The sequence below is a fragment of the Nocardia panacis genome (genome assembly GCF_003598715.1).
Lineage (GTDB): Bacteria > Actinomycetota > Actinomycetes > Mycobacteriales > Mycobacteriaceae > Nocardia > Nocardia panacis.
Window position 1 is genome coordinate 79,593 of record NZ_QZFU01000016.1, and the last position, 17,295, is coordinate 96,887.

Consider the following 17,295-nt stretch of genomic DNA (forward strand, 5'->3'; position numbering starts at 1 on the left):
CATCGACGCTGACGATGACACCGCATTGTCGGCGACCTCCCCGGCGTGCAGGCACTCGAGCTCTGAAGGTCACCTCGTCTCGACCCCGAATCGACCACAGCTAGCCGAGTTCCACCAGAATGTGACGGCAACCGGCCGATTCCAGCCGATGAACGCCCTATCTACCTGGAACGCTCGGCAATAATCTCAATGCCCTCCGCATCCAAATGGAGCAGGCAAGGCACCAACTCGGAGCTCGTATCCGGCGAGCCGAGCACAGCTTCCCTGATCTGCTCCGCCTGCCCCGAACCTGCCGCCGCGAAGTAGACGTGATCCGGACTGACCAGCCCCACCACCAGCCGATCGGCACCCACCTGCGCGGCAGCCTTCTCATGGAAATCATTGAGCAGGATCACCCCGAAGGCGCCTGGGCCGTCCCGCTCGACAGACACCAGGGTCCCGAGCTCATCATCCCGAAACCCCTTGAAGTTGAGCCCGGACATGAGGTTGTCGAGCGACTCCACAACCAGCTCCTTCAGCTCCTCCTCCCCCATCTTGTCGAATTTGCTCCGCATCAAGTGGGACATGCCGATCCGACCATTCGGCATGGTCGCGACCCTGGCGAACCCGACGTACAGCCTGCCCTCCACCACCGGCAACGTGGCCGTAAGAGGCAACGGCTCGGCTTCCGCTGTCAAACGCCGAGCGTCCTCGGTCCTATCCCGTTCCACGGGCCGCGACAGTACACGTGCGGGCGCACCGATCGAAGATCTCGGTATTCCCCCCGCTGCCACCCAAATCCCCCATCCACGGCGGCACTCGCTCAGAACGGGGAACCGCTCCCGCGCGAGAGCGATTCTCCGTCAGTGGGTCCAGGTTCCCGTCCGATGCTAGTCCTCGGTTTCCGGGACACTCGCGAGGGCGCCGCGGCCGGACCAGACAGCGAGGGTGGCCAAGGCCAGCAGCACTCCGGCGAATATCAGGACCGCTTGCAGTGAGACAGCGTTGACGACCGCGCCGCCCGCCAGTGCGCCGAGGCCAATCGCCAGGTTGAACACCGCGACCCACAGGGCAGAGGCCGCTTCCACCGCATTGGGAGCCGCCGTGATCATCCATGTCTGCAGGCTCACCGACACCCCACCGAAGATCAAGCCCCATCCGATCAGCAGTATCACGGCGCCGATCGGGCCGTGACCGAGCAGCGGGTAGAGCAGTACCAGCACGGTCAGGCCTGCGGCGATACCGAGCACGGTTCGGTGCAGGGCTCGTCCGAGTGTCGCGCCCGCGAGGAAGTTTCCGACGATGCCCGCCGCGCCGAATCCCAGCAGCAGGGGGCCGACGAACGCGGCATCGATGCCGGCTAGCTGTTGCAGGATCGGCCCGACGAAGGTGTAGGCGGCGAAGTGCCCGGTTACGAGGAGGAAGGTGGCCAGGATGCCTGCTCGTGCGCCGGGGTTGCGGAGTTGGTCGGCGAGCTGACGCGGTCCGACCGGTTGCGTGGCGACGAGGGGTGGCAGGACCGCGACCAGGACGAGGCACACCACCAGAGCCAGAATGCTCAGTGCCACGAATGCGAGCCGCCATCCCGCGAATCCACCGAGCGCCGTGCCGAGTGGCACGCCGAGCACGTTCGCGGCCCCGACCCCGCCGAAGATGAGTGCGGTGGCTTTCGACACGGCCTTGTCGGTCACCAGCCGCACGGCCAAGCCCGCGGCGACTGCCCAGAACCCGCCGATGGCGATGCCGACCAGCACCCGAGACGCGAGCAGAATCGCGAAGTTCGGCGCCACCGCGGAGATCGCGTTGGCGGCGGTCATCAGTCCCATCAGCACGACCAGCAACACCCGCCGATCGAGCCGGCCGATGACCAGCGGAACCGCCGGCGCCGCGAGGGCCGCCACGATACTGGCTCCGGTCATCATCAACCCGGCCGTACCCTCCGAGATCCGCAGCTCCGAGCCGACCGGGGACAGCAGTCCGATCGGTAGCTGTTCGGCCGTCACCAACAGGAACGTCCCGACCGCCACTGCGGCCACTGCAGGCCAGCGATTTGTTTGCGGGGCAACGGAATTGGTTGAGTCTTGCGTCGTGGTCAAAGCCACTCCTCCAGTTTGGTAGCGATCGTTCCCATATGGGGCAGCGTAATATGGGAACGGTCGCTCCACAACTGTGGTAGGTTGACGACGTGGCACGCCCGCGGGAGTTCGACGAGCAGGAGGTGGTCGCCAAGGCGACCGCGCTGTTCCGACGGCGCGGCTACCACGCCACCTCGGTCCGGGACCTGGGCGACGAGCTGGATCTCAAGCCGAGCAGCCTGTACCGAACATTCACCGACAAGCACACCCTGTTCCTACGGGCGCTGGACTACTACCGCGCGCACGACTCGGCCGAAGCCAAACGCCGCCTCGAAGCGTCGGGTTCGTGTCGGGAAGCGTTGCGGGACTGGATGATCTGGATGATCAGCGACGCACCCCACGACAATGTCGCCGACGGATGCTTCGTGGTCAACACCGCAACCGAACTCGGCACCACCGACAATGCTGTGCGGGAACGAATCGAGTCCGCTTTCGACGTCACCCGCGACACCCTCGAAGCGGTGCTGCGCCGCGGCCACGCCGCAGGCGAACTGGCACCCGATCTCGATATCGACGCGGCAGTCGAATCCTTATTCACCACGGTTCTGGGCCTGCGAGTCAGAGAACGCGCCCGCCACGAACCCGCCCGACTGCTCGCCGCGATCGACTTCGCCATCCACTCACTCGGCCCGGAACCCAAGCGCCACCGATCCTGAGCTTCCGCACAACGAAGCACAACACGCCCGCGCTACAGCGACGGGTTCCCGCTCGAGGACATCGGGGCGCTGCTCGACGCCGAACCGGACCAGGACGCCCGACAGGAACAGCGACGCGAGGAAGCCTTCGCGACCATGAGCCCAGCCGAACGTAACCGTCTGCATGCCCAATATGAATGGCATGGCCCCACCCGGCAATACCAACGAATCGGATATTCCGAACAGTCGACCTCACGTATCCGAATGGTAAAGATCAACAATCTTCCGCCATCCGCGAATTAGGCTTTACCGGCCGCATTCGTCGCCGAGAGGTCCTGGCTGCGCAGGAACCGATTCGGCATCAATTCGAAGATTCCTCTCGAACAGCACTAAGGGGAAACTATGAACCACAGAACACTCTCCCGCCTTTTCGTCGCCCTCGCGGCCTGCTCGATAATCGCGGCTCCGGTGGCACAGTCCGCCGTCGCAGCCGCGGTCCCGATGCACCATCAGCCACCGCCGGGGTCCGCAGGCCCGCGCGATGACCGCGACTGGCGCGAAGGCGGCCCACCCGACCGGGACCGTCACTGCGACCACAACGGCTACTGGCACAACGACGACAATGACCCGTTCGGACATCACGATGATCGGTGCCCCTCCTGGTAGGCACGCAACCTCGCAGCCCGACCGGCCCCTGAAGGTAACCGGCAGGGGCCGGTCGGCCAGGCAATCCGACAGCGAGTGGTACCTATCACCGCCCGATACGCCGGTGGTGTGCCGTCGATAGGGTTGCCGGCACATGAAAAAGCCCTTCACCTACATCGCGAGTGAAGGGCCTTCGGTGGAGCTAAGGGGAATCGAACCCCTGACCTTCTCGATGCGAACGAGACGCGCTACCAACTGCGCTATAGCCCCGTGCGGCCCCAGGAGGAACCGCGCTGTGCAACTGTAGCAGGGTGGTGGAGCAGATTCCGAATCGGGTGGTTTAGCTGGGGGTTTGGGGGGGGGGGGGGGGATCAGGCACCGCGTCGGAGATCGCCGGAGCGGCCGCGCAGGGCGCGGGCGGCGGCGGGATCGAAGGGGTCGAGGTGTTCGAAGGTGGGGTCCTCGTCGTCGGCGTCGAGGAGGGTGGAGCGGCGGCGCAGGGCGCGGGCGGTGTCGCGATCCATGGTGTCGGCGGCGCGGCGGTCGGGCTGGGAGCCGACGGTCTGCTGGGCGCGGGGGAGGCGGGCGGCGCGGCGGCGGCGGATGTCCTCCTCCATGCGGACCTGTTTGCGGAGGTAGGCGAGGTAACCGATGAGGATGAGGGTGGTCGCGCCGCAGGCCCACCACAGCAGCGGGTTGAGGGCGACGGCGACGCCGCCGAAGATGAGTGCGCTCAGGATCAGACCGAGGACGGCGCGCTGCCGGAAGGTGTAGCGGGCGGCGCGGGCGATGGCGTCGGCCTCGGGGTCGAAGCCGCCGCGGCCGCGTCGGTTGGGCACGAAATCGTCGGGATCCGAGGCGGGAGAATCGGATTCGTCCTCGTCGCGAATGCGGGCCGGTGCGGCGGAACGGACCGGAGGGATGCGGGCTTGGACGGCGGTGGCGGACTCATCCGCCGGTTTCGCGTCATCGGTCGGATGATCGCCGTTGGCTGCGCCACTGTCCTCGGCCGTACAAGGGGCAGCGATCGCACGATCATCTTTGTGCGCACGAACGTCGGCGGTCGCGTGATCGTCGGCGATCGCACGACTGCGCGCAATCACGCGACCACTGCCGGTCGCAGCACCGTCGTCGTTCGCCGCACCGTCCGTCTGGTCGGGATGATCGTCCGTTGAGACGGTCTTGTCGGCCTCGTCCGAGGCGGCGAGCTCCGCTGCGACACCTTGGCGACCCGTATCGACGGCGCGCCGGACCGACTCACGCGAGGTCACGCCCGCGTCGCCGGAGCCCGGCGACGCCACCGCCGCGTCTTCGGCGACCGAAGTGGTCTGCTTGTCCGCCTCGGTGACGGGCTCATCGGCCGATAGCGTCATCCGATCCTCCGCATCATCGCTATGGGTAAACCTTCTCTGCGCGCGGATCGGCTGGTAGTCCGGGTCGCTGTCGTGCCCGGTGGCCGGTCCTTTCTTGGCACGCCGCTTGGATCCGCCGCGATGCAGGACGCGGGTGGCCAGGGCGGCGTCGGTGGTCTGCCGGATCCGCGGATGCCGGTCGGCGAGGATGGGAAACAGGACGAAGACCCAGAGCACGACCAGGCCGATCCACAGGATCGAATTAGGCATCGTCTCCGCACCTCCGTCCCCGCCTGGTTTGTCCGTGCGGCCCGAGTGTCGATCGTGTTCCGTCCTCGGAGCGTCGCTCGGGTCGCCGTCTTTTACCACAGCGTCGACGGTGCAGGACGCACCACCGACGTCCGTAGGTTAGTTCGGCGTGGCGGCAAGTTCCGCCAGGCGCGCCGTGCTCATGCGCCACACCTGTCACACTCCCACCATAAACGCGGCGCGCCGCGGTGTCCGGCGCGTCAGGGCAGGGCGGCCCGCCCCTCTCGAATCAGTCTGTCCAGCACGGTGCCGACGACCTCCTCCACCGTCATACCGACAAGCAGATGATCGCGCCACGCGCCGTCCACATCCAGATAGCGCCGCAGCAACCCCTCCTCGCGGAAACCGACATTGCGCAGCACCGCCTGGCTGGCCAGATTCTCCGGCCGCACGGTCGCCTCGACCCGATGCAATCCGACCTGACCGAAGCAATGGTCCAGGCCGAGCGCCAGCGCCGCCGTCGCGACTCCCCCGCCGCCGAGATCCTTTGTCACCCAATATCCGATCCACGCCGAACGCAACGCCCCCCGCACGATATTCCCGATGGTCAGCTGCCCGGCGAACGCACCGTCCACCTCGATCACCAGCGGGATCATCGCCCCGCGCCGCGCCTCGGCTTTCAGGCTCGACCACAGCGACGGCCAGTTCGACACGTGATTGCGCGCCTCCCACGCACCGCGACCGGTGGGCTCCCAACGTTCGAGATGTTCCCTGTCGCGCAGGCGAGTTCGGCTCCACGCCGCAGCATCGCGCAGCCGCACCGGCCGCAAGCTCACCTCGCCCGCCGCCACCCGGACCGGACCGAGCCGCGCGGGCCATCCCGGATGCTGACCTGCCCGGAAAACGCCCATGGTGTCCACGCCTCAGCCGCGCTGCGACAGGAACGCGACGCGGACCTCGTCGCCGGTGCGGATCTCGGTGTCGTCCGGGTCGATCAGGATCAGGCTGTTCGCCTCGGCCAGGGTGGCCAGCAGATGCGCGGAGCTCGCGCCCGCCCCCAGCGGCTGCACCAGATATTCGCCGGTGGTCTCGTCGCGCATGAGTTGCGCCCGCAGATAGCCCTTGCGTCCGGCCATGGAGCTGATGGGGGTGATGGTCCTGGCCGGGATGATGCGGCGCATGGGATGCCTGCGGCCCAGCGCGATCCGGATCAGTGGTCGCACCATGACCTCGAAGACCACCAGCGCGCCAACGGGATTGGAGGGCAGCAGGAAGGTGGGCACCTCGTCGCGACCGAGGCGACCGAAGCCCTGGACCGACCCCGGATGCATGGCCACCCTGGCGATCTCGAGTTCGCCGAGCCCTTCCAGCGCCTCCTTGACCTGCTCGGAGGCCCACCCGCCGACCGCGCCCGCGATCACCACCACCTCGGAGCGGACCAACTGCCCCTCGACCACATCGCGCAATCGTCGCGGATCGGCGCTGACTATGCCGACCCGATTGACATCCGCGCCCGCGTCGCGCGCCGCGGCGGCCAGCGCATAGGAATTGACGTCGTAGACCTGGCCCGGCCCCGGCGTCCGATCGATATCGATGAGTTCGCCGCCCACCGAGATCACCGACAGTCGCGGACGCGGATGCACCAGCACCTTGTCCTGGCCGACGGCTGCGAGCAGGCCGACCTGCGCCGGGCCGATGATGGTGCCCGCGCGCACCGCGATATCGCCGGGCTGCACATCATCGCCGATGCGGCGCACATAGTCGCCGGAGCGCACCGGCTCGTACACCTTGATCCTGGCTCGGCCACCGTCGGTGAAGTCGACCGGCAGCACCGCGTCGGCCAGGGTCGGCAGCGGCGCGCCGGTGTCGACCCGGACCGTCTGACGCGGCTGCAACCGAATGGGTTGGCGCGAACCCGCGCTCACCTCGCCGACCACCGGCAGCGTCAGATCGACGAGTTCGCCCTCCTCGTTGCGGATTTCGGAACCCGCGGCCGCCACATCGACACTGCGCACGGCATAACCGTCGATGGCGGCCTGATCGAATCCGGGCAGCGGGCGTTCGGTGACGACGTCCTCGGCGCACAGCAGACCCTGGGCCTCGGAGATGGCGACCCGAACCGGCCGGGGCGCGACCGCGGCGGCGGTCACCTTGATCTGCTGATCCTCAACAGAACGCATCCAGCCCTTCCCTGCTTCTCTCGGCACACCCCGGCGGGTGTCCGACGGTGGCTCTCATTCGTACCCGACGGTCCACCGCGCGCGAAAGCCGACGCGTCAGTCGGTCGCCGTCAGCTGCGGATCCCAATCCGGACCGAGCCGATGATGCAGCCACTCCCGCAGGGCGGGGCCGTATTCCTCTCGTTCCAAAGCGAAATCGACCGCAGCACGAAGATAACCGCCGGGGTTGCCCAGATCGTGGCGCGACCCACGGTGGACCACGACATGCACCGGATGCCCCTCGGCGATGAGCAGCGCGATGGCGTCGGTGAGCTGCAATTCGCCGCCCGCGCCCGGTTCGATCCGGCGCAGCGCGTCGAAGATGGCGCGGTCCAACAGGTATCGGCCCGCGGCGGCGAAAGTGGACGGCGCGTCGGCCAGCGCGGGCTTCTCCACCATTCCGTTGACCCGCAACACATTCGGGTTCACCGCGTCCGGGACGGGCGCGACATCGAATACTCCGTACGCGCTCACCTCGTCCTTCGGTACGTCGATCGCGCACAGCACGCTGCCGCCGCGCTTGCGACGCACCCGGCTCATGACATCGAGCACCCCGCAGGGCAGCACCAGGTCGTCGGGCAGCAGGACGGCGATGGCGTCCTCGTCGTCGTCGAGCACCGATTCGACCTGCGCGACGGCGTGGCCGAGTCCGAGCGGCTCCTCCTGCACGACGGAGGCGACATCGAGCAGCGCCTGCGCCTTGCGCACCTTCTCCAGCAGGTGGAATTTGCCGCGCTCGGCGAGGGTGCCCTCGAGCACCAGATCCTCGACGAAATGCGCGACCACACCGTCTTTGCCCGGCGAGGTGACGATCACCAACCGCTGCGCACCGGAATCGGCGGCCTCGGTGGCGACCAGTTCGATTCCGGGGGTGTCGACCACCGGAAGCAATTCCTTCGGCACGGTTTTCGTCGCGGGGAGGAATCGCGTGCCCAGCCCCGCCGCGGGTACGACCGCCGTGCGGAAGCACGACCCTGCGGTGTCCCTCGCGGATCGCGCGGCTTTCGCGACCTTCCCGCCCTGCACCTCATCGGCCTGTGCTGTCATTTGCGTACCCTATCCATCCTCGTTGTTGGATCAGCTTTCTCGAGATCAGCGTCGCCGACGTGGCTCACGCTGAGCTTAAGGTGAACCCTGTGAATGTGCCCGGTGACGGCGGCAAGTACGCGTGGCGGACCGAGATCCGGACCCGACGGCTCGCGGTGCCGCGCGAGGAGCGCGAGCGGGAGGCCGAAGCCCTGGCCGAGGGGGTCGCCGCGCTGAACGCGCACAAGTGGGTGTGCGCGTATATGCCGGTGGGTGCCGAACCGGGTTCGATCGCGATGTTGGACGCGCTGCGCGCGGTCGGCGCGCGGGTGCTGCTGCCGATCACTGCGGCCGCCGGTCCCCTGCTGTGGGCGGAGTACACCGATCGGGACAGCTTGCAGCGGGCCAGGTTCGGTTTGCTGGAACCGACGGGCGCGACCCTGCCCGCCGCGGCGATCGGCTGGGCGGAACTGGTCCTGGTCCCGGCGATGGCGGTGGACCGGCGCGGGGTGCGGCTCGGTCGCGGCGCGGGCTATTACGACCGCACCCTCACCGCCGCTCGGGAGGACGCGCGGTTGGTCGCGGTCGTACGTGACGAAGAACTCGTCGAGCGATTGCCCGAGGAACCGCACGATCAGCGGATGGGGTGGGCGATGACGCCGTTCGGCGGGCTGCGCCGACTGGGCGGGACCGAGGCCGAGGAGAGCTCGAGCGCGGGTTGATCGGCGGCCGACCGTTCCAAGGAATGAAACACCGATTGGCGGTGTTGGCACTGTCGGCGGTAGAGTGCCAGATCGACGACCCAGCGGAGGAACGAAGTGCCTACTTACTCGTACGCGTGCACCCAGTGCGACAACCGCTTCGATATCGTGCAGTCCTTCGCGGATGAGGCGTTGAGCGTCTGCTCGGAGTGCTCCGGGAAGCTGCGCAAGCTGTTCAACTCGGTGGGCATCGTCTTCAAGGGCAGCGGCTTCTACCGCACCGACAGCCGCGGCGGCGGTTCGACCGCCAGCGAACCGGCCAAGTCGTCGGATTCCAGCTCCGCGTCCACCGGCTCCACCGCTGCGGGCAGTTCGGACTCCAGCTCGTCGAGCAGCAGTAGCTCCGCGCCCGCGAGCACCGCCGTGGCCAGCTGATACTCCGGTTTTCCACAGGCTTTTCGCCATCCACATCCGGCCTTTTCCCGGCCGCTGAGGCGTCGCCCGAACCATAGGCTTCGGGCATGACCCGCTCGCTCACCGATCTCGGCCGCACCCTCACCCGCTGGCCCCGTCCGCCATGGGCCGACGCGCTGTTCGTCCGTCGCATCGCCGCCGCGGCCCTGGCCCTGCTGGCGCTCTCCCTCTTTATTCGAGGCAACCCCGCCGCCGAACATGCCGAAGTCGTGGTGGCCGCGCGCGATCTGGCCCCCGGCCACCTCCTCGAGGGGGGCGATCTGAAACTCACCGCACACGCCGCGGGCGCGCTGCCCAGCGGCGCGTCCAGGGAATCCACTCCCCTTCTCGGCGCGACGCTGACCGGAGCGATGCGCGCGGGCGAGATATTCACCGACCTGCGGGTGGTCGGCCCGCGCCTGGCAGGCGTCGCGACCGGGGCGAAGGATGCGCGCATCGTCCCGATCCGGCTGGCCGACAATGCGGTCGCCGAGATCCTGCGGCCCGGCGACAGGGTGGATGTCGTCGCCGCCGAGGACAGTTCCGGTCTCGGCGCCAGACCCACCCGAACATTGGCCACCGACGCGGCCGTGGTCCTGATTTCGGCCGGTGAGCCGAGGAGCCGGGCCGCGCCCGAGCGCATCGTGCTGGTCGCATTGGATGCCGAGCGGGCGACGGTGGTCGCGGGCGCTTCGCTTCGCACCGCGCTGACGGTGGTCTTCCACTGAGACCTCGTCGCCGGTCACGATCGCGAACAGCGCCGACACGTGACGAACGGCGCGGCGCGATCCGATCGGGGTCGCACTTCGACGCGCGACGCCAACCCGGCCGCGATAGTTGCCGAGCATTTGCCTCAGTGGTCAACTAGCATCACAGTTCACCGGCGCGAAACAGCCGAGCACGACTGGTCAACTCCATCGACAGAGGAGATATCGGCAATGCTCAAGGGTTTCAAGGATTTCCTACTTCGCGGAAATGTGGTCGATCTGGCGGTGGCGGTCGTCATCGGCACCGCATTCGTCGCCATCGTCACCGCATTCACCAACGGCATCATCAACCCGATTCTGGCCGTATTCGGCGGCACCGATTCCCTCGGACTCGGATTCCGGCTGGTCTCCGATAAACCGGCCACCTTCATCCAGGTCGGGCCGATCATTACCGCAGCGATCAATTTCGTCATTATCGCGGCGGTCCTCTACTTCATACTGGTTCTGCCCGCGATCGCGGCGCGTAAACGCTTCGTCGCCAAGGACGACTCCGAGCTCACCGATTCGGAGGTGCTGCGCCAAATTCGGGATCTACTGGCCCAGGGGCAGAGCAGCGCGGGCGGGCGGCACGAATCCTGAATCGCGGCGCGGTCCCGGTAGTCGCGGCGTGGCAGTATCGGTGCCGCGCAGCAAATATCGGAAAAGGCCAGAAAATGGCGAGCGGGTCCGGTGCGTATCGCACCGGACCCGACTCACCTATCCGATCGGTAGTCCCCTCCGAACGGATCAGCCGAGGCTGAAGGGCTGACCCCACAGCGTGACCCAGGTGATGACGTTGGCGGTCTCCACCTCCACGCTGACGAAGGCGCGAGCCTGGGCGTAGCCGCCGCAGCCGCTGAGACCGATGGTCTCGTCGGCCCAGGTGACCGAGCCGCTGTTGCCCTTGAACCTATTGCGCTTCTTGTGCGATTCCTGGCCGTAGTCGTCGGCGGTTTCCTGGTCCAGCACGTAGAAGGACTTGGCCTGGCCGGGGCCGAGGCTCAGGTTGCCACCGGTGTTGGCGCTGACATTCGGCTTGACGTTCTGACCGTTGCTGTAGTCGACGGTGCCACCCGCGCCGCCGTTCACGCCGCCGCCCGCGATATTCACCTGGCAACCCACGGTGTAACCGGGGAAGATCTTTCCACCGGCGGCGGAGGAGCCGTCGGAGATGGTGGCGGAAGCGGAACCGGAAACCCAGGCATTGCGGTGCACCGGGGTGGCACCCATGGACGGGCTGATGTTGGCCGACTCGCCGGTGAGGCGGACGGTGACGACGGTGCCATCGGACAGGGTCTTGACGATTTCGCCGCCCGGCAGCGGCACGAAGGTGTCGGCGTTGGCCGCACCGGTGGAGAGCAGGCCAAGGGCCACCGTGGCGGCGGCGCCGAACCCGGCGACTTTCGCCACATTCTTACGGTTGATCATTTGGTATATCCCTCTAGGGTTCGAGTTCGATTCGGCGAGAAGGGTTTTCGATGACAAGGACACGTCAGCCGATGCTGAACGGCATCCCGTAGAGGGTTGTCTTCGAGTAGTCGTTGCCGATGATCTCGACGACGGTGTAGGAACGCGCCTGGGCGTAGCCACCGCAGCCCTGGACCTCGACCTGGAAGTCCTGGTACTCGACGGAGTAGGTGCCGGGCTTGGTGATGTCCTTGGCGTCGATCTGGACGAACTTCACCTGGCCGGGGCCGAGCGACAGACCGAGACCACCGCTGACGCCCGCGGCGGTCAGGCTGGCGTTACCGGAGAGGCTGGCAGAGATCGCGTTATCCGCGATGGACACCTGGCAGCCGATGATGTAGCCGGTGTTGAGCTGCGAAACTCCGTGGGTCGAGGAGTTGTTGGTGCCCGGATCGCCCTTGGGACCATTGGCCGGACCGGCCTTGCCCTCGGGGGTGGCGGTGATATCGGCGACGGCGTTGCCGGAGAGCCAGGCCACGCGGCCCGCGCCATTGGCGGACAGTGATGGCGAGATTACGGCGTGCTCGCCATTGCGGGTGATGGTCACACCCGGGCCGATCTTCTGGCCGTCCGGCAACGGCACGAAAGTATCGGCGTTTGCGGCACCGGTCGAGAACAGGCCCATGGCCACGGTAGCGGCGGCAGCCACTCCCGCGATCTGGACACCGCGGCGCAGACCGGCGGTGCGGTTGTTGCTCATACTTCCCCTCATCAGGTTCTAGCGGCCGGTCACGGTGGGTTCGCCGTGACCGATTGTCCCTTTCAGGTCGACTTGACCCGCTTGGAATGTACTGTCCAGCAAGGAATCATGCCGACCATCTCGTCGAACAACGATCTTGGGTCGCGCCCATCCTAAGGGTTTCCAAGGAAAATCTCAGGATTTTCGCTCGGGTAAAGCCGAAACCCGTGCTATCTCGTGACGATCCCGAAACGATGGCGAACGACGACCGGTGGCATAACGAATCGGCCGCGCTGACCGGGCAACGGACTCGTTAAGTTTGCTGGGATTCGCAGGTTCGTCCACCGTCGGGACGATGGACGAACCACGATCGATGTGGCGTATCTCTCATTTCCGGCGAGCTAACTATCAGCACGACGGGGCCGGTCCACGTCGGTGGCCCGCGATATCCGGGCCACCGATGGGCCGCTCAGCCCAGGCTGAAGGGCTGTCCCCACAGCGTGGTCCAGGTGACAACGCTGTCGGTCTCGAGTTCGACGCTGATGAAGGCGCGAGCCTGTGCGTAACCGCCGCAGCCGCTCAGACCGATGGTCTCGTCGGCCCAAGTGACCGATCCGCTATGCCCGTCGATCTTGTTGCGATGCCGGTGCGCCTCCCGGCCGTAATCGTCGGCCTTCTCCACATCGAGCACCCAGAACGAGGTGGCCTGTCCGGGTCCGAGACTCAGATTGCCGCCGGTATTGGCGCTGACATTCGGCTTGACATTCTGACCGTCGCTGTAATCGACGGTGCCACCCACGCCGCCGTTCACACCGCCGCCCGCGATATTGACCTGGCAGGCGACTGTGTAACCGGGAAACAGCAGCACACTGGGGGCGCTGGAATTATCGGATACCTGTACCGACGCGGTACCGGATACCCACGCATTGCGGTGCACCGGAGTGGCACCCATGGACGGACTGATATTCGCCGATTCATCGGTCAGGCGCACGGTGATCACCGTGCCGTCGGAGAGCGTTTTGGTGAGTTCGCCGCCCGGCAGCGGCACGAAGGTGTCGGCGTTGGCCGCACCGATGGACAGCAGTCCGAGGGCGGCGCTCACGGCGGCGGCGCAGCCCGCGATACGGACGACATGCTTGCGGTTGATCATGTTCGATCACCCCTCTGGGGTTGAGTTCGCCTCAGCGATAAGGCTTTTCGATGAGTTCTTGGACGGCGTGCGGCCGCGCGGACGGGCCGCGGCGGACGGCTCAGCCGATGCTGAACGGCATCCCGTAGAGGGTGGTTTTGTAATGGTGCAGGCCGATGATCTCGACGACGGTGTAGGCGCGTGCCTGGGCGTAGCCCGCGCAACCCTGGATGCCGATTTCGGTGTCCTGGTACTCGATGGAGTAGACGCCCGGCTTGGTGATGTCCTTGGAGTCGATCTGCACCCATTTGATCTGGCCGGGGGCGAGGTCGATCCCGATGGTCGCGCTGACGCCCGCGGATTCCAGGTCGGCATTGGCCGAACCGCCGAGGGATATCGCCGTGTCGGAGATGGAGACCTGGCAGCCGACAATGTATCCGGTATTGACCTGCGAGACACCGCTGGTGGATGAATTGTTCGTGCCCGGCTCACCCAGCGGGCCATTGCCGGGACCGGACTTTCCCTCCGGGGTTTCGGTGACATCGGCTATCGCATTTCCGCTGACCCAGACGACGCGGCCTGCGCCATTGGCGGCCATCGAAGGCGAGATCAACGCGTGTTCGCCATTGCGGGTAATGGTCGCGGCGGGACCGACCCGTTGACCATCCGGTAGTGGCACGAAGGTGTCCGCGTTGGCGGCACCCGTGGAAAGCAGACCCAGAACGACGGCCGTCGCAGCTCCGATACCCGCTATGCGGGCACCGCTGCGCAGACCGTCGGTGCGGTTCGCGCTCATTACTTCCCCTCATCAGGTAAAACTGCCGACCTCGCCCATCGAGGTCGAAGGTGGTCCCTCACGGGCCGACCAGGTTTGCCGCCGCTATGTAGCCGGTTGGTGGCCGGCCTTTTATTTCGGCGCAACGACGTCAGCTGGAAACGGAACCGAGCCGGGTTCCGTCGAGTCGGCGAAAGTGCTTGCCGCCCCGTGCCCGCGGGGTCCCAGTAGTCGAAGGCTCGTGGCGAACATTAAACCGCCGGTAATTGGGCCGCAATGCATGCTTCGGCAAACGTTTGCATGTGATCTGGATCACATCCGAGAGGAGCTATTAATGGGCGGCGTGCATAAATGGCAACAAGAATACCGACCGAAAGGTATTTATCGAGCCGAGAACGACCCGGAAAGGTCGCCGCGCCATACGCGCCGGCATCGTAAATTTATCGCCGAAATCGGCGGCATTTCGCGCATATCACAGCGCTATGAAAAATCCGCTACGGAAATAGCCCGTAGCACGGCGCGCGGTCAACCGTGGTGCGGTGGCACCTGGGAGCGCAGCCATTCATCGGAGGAACCGGCGGTACCGGATTCCGGATCGCGCTCGTCGCGCGTGGTGTCGGGCAGGGCGTCGCCGAAGATCCGCGCCAGCAGCGCGGCCTGCCTCGCCCGGCGCTGCGCCGGGCGAGGATCCTCGGAATGCGGTGCGGTGGAAATCAGTCGTCCAATCCGGACAGCTCGCCGATCACGCGGCTCGCCAGCGGCCCGAGAGTTGCCATACCGTCGCGAACGGCAGCGCGGGTGCCCGGCAAATTCACCACCAGGGTGCTGCCGGAAACCCCGGCCAAACCGCGTGAGAGACCCGCGTCCAGCGAGCCTGCCACCCGGCCGGAGGAACGCAGCGCCTCACTGATGCCGGGCAGCTCCCGATCCAACACCTGGGAGGTGGCCTCCGGGGTGACATCGCGCGGGGACATTCCGGTGCCACCCACCGAGATCACCAGATCGACACCGCCGATGACGGCGGTGTTGAGCGCATTGCGGATCTCCACCTCGTCGGCCCGCACGGAGACCGACGCGTCCACCAGGAAGCCCGCCTCGGTGAGCAATTCGGTGACCAGCGGGCCGAGCGAATCCTCACCCCCATGCGCCGTTCGATCGTCGACGACCACAACCAGTGCGCGCCCCGCGACGGGAGCATCGATGTCCATGGTCCTCACCGTAGCGCCTGGCGCCGACGGCACTTCGCCCGCGCCGAGATGGCGCAGGCCCGTACCCCGCGTCATCGGCCACCGTCCGCGGGCGCTCCCGCGAGGGTCACCTCGACGGTCTTGGGATTGTTGCCCTGGCCGTCGGTGTAGGTGATCTTCACCTTGTCGCCGGGCTGATGCGAGCGCACGCCCGCGGTGAGCGCGTTCCCCGAATCGATCGGGCGATTGTCGAGCCTGGTGACGACGGAACCCGCCGGAATACCCGCCTTGGCGGCCGGGCTGTCCGGGGCGACATCGCGAACCAGCGCGCCCGCCACCTGCTGCGCGCCCTCCGGCGTGCGGGCCACCGTGACACCCAACTGGGCGTAGGTCGCGTGACCGGATTTGATCAACTGGTCGGCCACCCGGCGAGCCTGATCGACCGGGATGGCGAAGCCGAGACCGATGGAGCCGCTCTGCTGCGCGCCCGTATCGCCCGAGCCCATGGTGGCGATGGCGGTATTGATCCCGATGAGTTTGCCCGAGCCGTCGACCAGGGCGCCGCCGGAGTTGCCCGGATTGATGGCGGCATCGGTTTGGATGGCGTCGATCACCGGATTCGCCGCCGGATTCTGCGGACCGCCCTCACCCTGGGTGGAGACGGGGCGGTTCAGCGCGGAGACGATGCCGGTGGTGACGGTGCCGGACAGACCGAGCGGCGCGCCGACCGCGACGACGGACTGGCCGACCTGCAGGTTGCCCGATGAGCCGAGTTCGATCGGCGTCAGGTTGGTCCGGCCTGCGACCCTGATCACGGCGAGATCGGAAACCGGGTCCGCGCCAACCAGATTGGCGCCTGCGCTGGTGCCGTCGGAGAACACCACCGCCATCTTGGCATTGCCGCCCGCTCCGGAGGCGACGTGGTTGTTGGTCAGGATGAGTCCGTCCGAGGAGAGCACGACACCCGAACCTTCGCCGCCCTCGCCCCGATTGCCCGCCACCTTGATGGTGACCACGCTCGGCAACACCTTCTGCGCGACCGCCTGCACCGAACCGGCCGGGGCGGCGGAGGTATTGCTGATATTGGGGCCGGGCGCGTCGAGCGCATTGGTGACCGGCGCGCGATGGTCGTCGCGGGTGACCAGCGCCCCGACCGCGCCGCCGACACCGCCGCTCAGCAGTGCCAGCGCCACCGCACCCGCGACCAGCACGCTGCGGACCGGACGCCGCGGCGGCTGCGCGCCGAAGGCCGCACCCGGCGGCGGGGCGAGCGGGTCGAAGGACATCGGGGCGTACTCCGGACCGGGAAACGGCTGCGTCGGATGATTCGGCGGCCCGTACTGCGGCGACGCGCCCTGCTCCGGACCCGGTGCCGCCCCCGACTGCGGCATCGGACCCGACTGCGGAGGACCGGAAGCAGCCCACGACCCCGACTGCTGGATCGACCCCGGCTGCATCGGATCCGACGGCGGACCCGGCTGCGGTGCGGCGCCCGACTGCTGCGTCAGCGGCCGCGCCCACGGCGGCCGCGCCCCGGCCTGCGGCCCGCCTGCCTGCGGCACACTCTGCGCGGGCAACTGTTCGGTGGGCGACTGATCCGGCGCGCCCGATGGCGTGGACTCCCGGTCCTTCGCATCCTCGGTCATGGACTCCTCGTTTCTCCCTGTCTCCGCCATAGTCTGCTGAGGGCGGCTGAGAGCGGACTGAGACGCGTCTTGCAGTTCTCCGTGACATCGGAGCAACGGACCCGGTCTCGCGCACATCCGGCCGAGAGCACCGGATACATCGTGGACGCTACCACTTTTCCGAATGAAAGTTATTGTTCAGCAAATGAAATCGCTCCCACCCCTGACAAGCCCCCTATGGGCGATTAGATCGGTGCCAGAACGTTTCATCACAGCATTTTTCCAGGTAAGCA

At 67.0% G+C, this 17,295-nt stretch carries 18 protein-coding genes and 1 tRNA gene; 6 read left to right on the plus strand and 13 right to left on the minus strand.

The features are described 5' to 3' along the window. Positions 1–161: 161 nt before the first annotated feature. Together D5S18_RS08615 and D5S18_RS08620 are read right to left on the minus strand one after the other, a co-directional pair. Positions 162–677: a hypothetical protein gene (locus tag D5S18_RS08615; RefSeq protein ID WP_147403908.1), complete on the minus strand. Its 516-nt coding sequence runs from the start codon at positions 675–677 to the stop codon at positions 162–164. Between the two features lie 192 nt (positions 678–869). Beyond that, on the minus strand, positions 870–2,006 hold the full coding sequence (locus D5S18_RS08620; RefSeq protein WP_203236662.1) for an MFS transporter: 1,137 nt from the start codon (positions 2,004–2,006) through the stop codon (positions 870–872). A gap of 158 nt (positions 2,007–2,164) precedes the next feature. Here D5S18_RS08620 and D5S18_RS08625 point away from each other — a divergent pair, with 158 nt between their 5' ends. Both D5S18_RS08625 and D5S18_RS08635 read left to right on the plus strand, forming a co-directional pair. Beyond that, positions 2,165–2,770, plus strand: coding sequence for a TetR/AcrR family transcriptional regulator (locus D5S18_RS08625; protein WP_120039313.1), 606 nt, complete (start codon positions 2,165–2,167; stop codon positions 2,768–2,770). A gap of 381 nt (positions 2,771–3,151) precedes the next feature. Continuing rightward, a complete protein-coding gene (locus D5S18_RS08635; protein WP_120039315.1) occupies positions 3,152–3,415 on the plus strand; it encodes a hypothetical protein in 264 nt (87 codons plus the stop codon). A 176-nt stretch (positions 3,416–3,591) separates the two neighbouring features. On the opposite strand, the gene D5S18_RS08640 is transcribed toward D5S18_RS08635, so the two are convergent. The 5 genes from D5S18_RS08640 to D5S18_RS08660 form a co-directional block, all read right to left on the minus strand. Continuing rightward, positions 3,592–3,664: transfer RNA gene (locus D5S18_RS08640), tRNA-Ala, on the minus strand. A gap of 101 nt (positions 3,665–3,765) precedes the next feature. Further along, a complete protein-coding gene (sepX, locus tag D5S18_RS08645) occupies positions 3,766–5,016 on the minus strand; it encodes a divisome protein SepX/GlpR (protein ID WP_120039316.1) in 1,251 nt (416 codons plus the stop codon). A gap of 239 nt (positions 5,017–5,255) precedes the next feature. Next, a complete protein-coding gene (locus tag D5S18_RS08650) occupies positions 5,256–5,906 on the minus strand; it encodes a GNAT family N-acetyltransferase (protein WP_120040400.1) in 651 nt (216 codons plus the stop codon). 12 nt (positions 5,907–5,918) lie between these two features. Beyond that, entirely contained in the window at positions 5,919–7,175 is a 1,257-nt protein-coding gene (glp, locus tag D5S18_RS08655; protein WP_120039317.1) for a molybdotransferase-like divisome protein Glp, read from the minus strand. A gap of 96 nt (positions 7,176–7,271) precedes the next feature. Then, positions 7,272–8,261: a UTP--glucose-1-phosphate uridylyltransferase gene (locus D5S18_RS08660; protein WP_239003630.1), complete on the minus strand. Its 990-nt coding sequence runs from the start codon at positions 8,259–8,261 to the stop codon at positions 7,272–7,274. 89 nt (positions 8,262–8,350) lie between these two features. Between D5S18_RS08660 and D5S18_RS08665 the strand changes: the two genes are divergently transcribed. The 4 genes from D5S18_RS08665 (at position 8,351) to mscL (ending at position 10,740) form a co-directional block, all read left to right on the plus strand. Continuing rightward, entirely contained in the window at positions 8,351–8,962 is a 612-nt protein-coding gene (locus D5S18_RS08665) for a 5-formyltetrahydrofolate cyclo-ligase (RefSeq protein WP_120039318.1), read from the plus strand. 96 nt (positions 8,963–9,058) lie between these two features. Continuing rightward, the gene (locus D5S18_RS08670; RefSeq protein ID WP_120039319.1) at positions 9,059–9,376 is read left to right on the plus strand and encodes an FmdB family zinc ribbon protein; all 318 of its coding nucleotides are present in this window, start codon (positions 9,059–9,061) and stop codon (positions 9,374–9,376) included. An 86-nt stretch (positions 9,377–9,462) separates the two neighbouring features. Then, on the plus strand, positions 9,463–10,122 hold the full coding sequence (locus D5S18_RS08675; RefSeq protein WP_120039320.1) for an SAF domain-containing protein: 660 nt from the start codon (positions 9,463–9,465) through the stop codon (positions 10,120–10,122). A 210-nt stretch (positions 10,123–10,332) separates the two neighbouring features. Next, positions 10,333–10,740 carry a large conductance mechanosensitive channel protein MscL gene (mscL, locus tag D5S18_RS08680; RefSeq protein ID WP_120039321.1) on the plus strand — a complete coding sequence of 136 codons (408 nt, stop codon included), beginning with the start codon at positions 10,333–10,335 and terminating at the stop codon, positions 10,738–10,740. 147 nt (positions 10,741–10,887) lie between these two features. Here the strand turns inward: mscL and D5S18_RS08685 are convergent, their stop codons facing one another. From D5S18_RS08685 to D5S18_RS08715, 6 genes are all read right to left on the minus strand, one after another. After that, positions 10,888–11,568: an MspA family porin gene (locus D5S18_RS08685; protein WP_120039322.1), complete on the minus strand. Its 681-nt coding sequence runs from the start codon at positions 11,566–11,568 to the stop codon at positions 10,888–10,890. A gap of 64 nt (positions 11,569–11,632) precedes the next feature. Beyond that, complete coding sequence (locus D5S18_RS08690; RefSeq protein WP_120039323.1) at positions 11,633–12,307, minus strand: MspA family porin; 675 nt, start codon at positions 12,305–12,307, stop codon at positions 11,633–11,635. A gap of 448 nt (positions 12,308–12,755) precedes the next feature. Continuing rightward, positions 12,756–13,436 (minus strand): MspA family porin, encoded by a 681-nt coding sequence (locus D5S18_RS08695; RefSeq protein WP_120039324.1) that lies wholly within the window; start codon positions 13,434–13,436, stop codon positions 12,756–12,758. Between the two features lie 100 nt (positions 13,437–13,536). After that, positions 13,537–14,211, minus strand: coding sequence for an MspA family porin (locus tag D5S18_RS08700; RefSeq protein WP_120039325.1), 675 nt, complete (start codon positions 14,209–14,211; stop codon positions 13,537–13,539). A 692-nt stretch (positions 14,212–14,903) separates the two neighbouring features. Then, on the minus strand, positions 14,904–15,473 hold the full coding sequence (locus tag D5S18_RS08710) for a MogA/MoaB family molybdenum cofactor biosynthesis protein (RefSeq protein WP_439651095.1): 570 nt from the start codon (positions 15,471–15,473) through the stop codon (positions 14,904–14,906). Next, complete coding sequence (locus tag D5S18_RS08715; protein WP_120039326.1) at positions 15,470–17,023, minus strand: S1C family serine protease; 1,554 nt, start codon at positions 17,021–17,023, stop codon at positions 15,470–15,472. The genes D5S18_RS08710 and D5S18_RS08715 overlap by 4 nt, the downstream gene beginning before the upstream one ends. Positions 17,024–17,295: the final 272 nt, after the last annotated feature.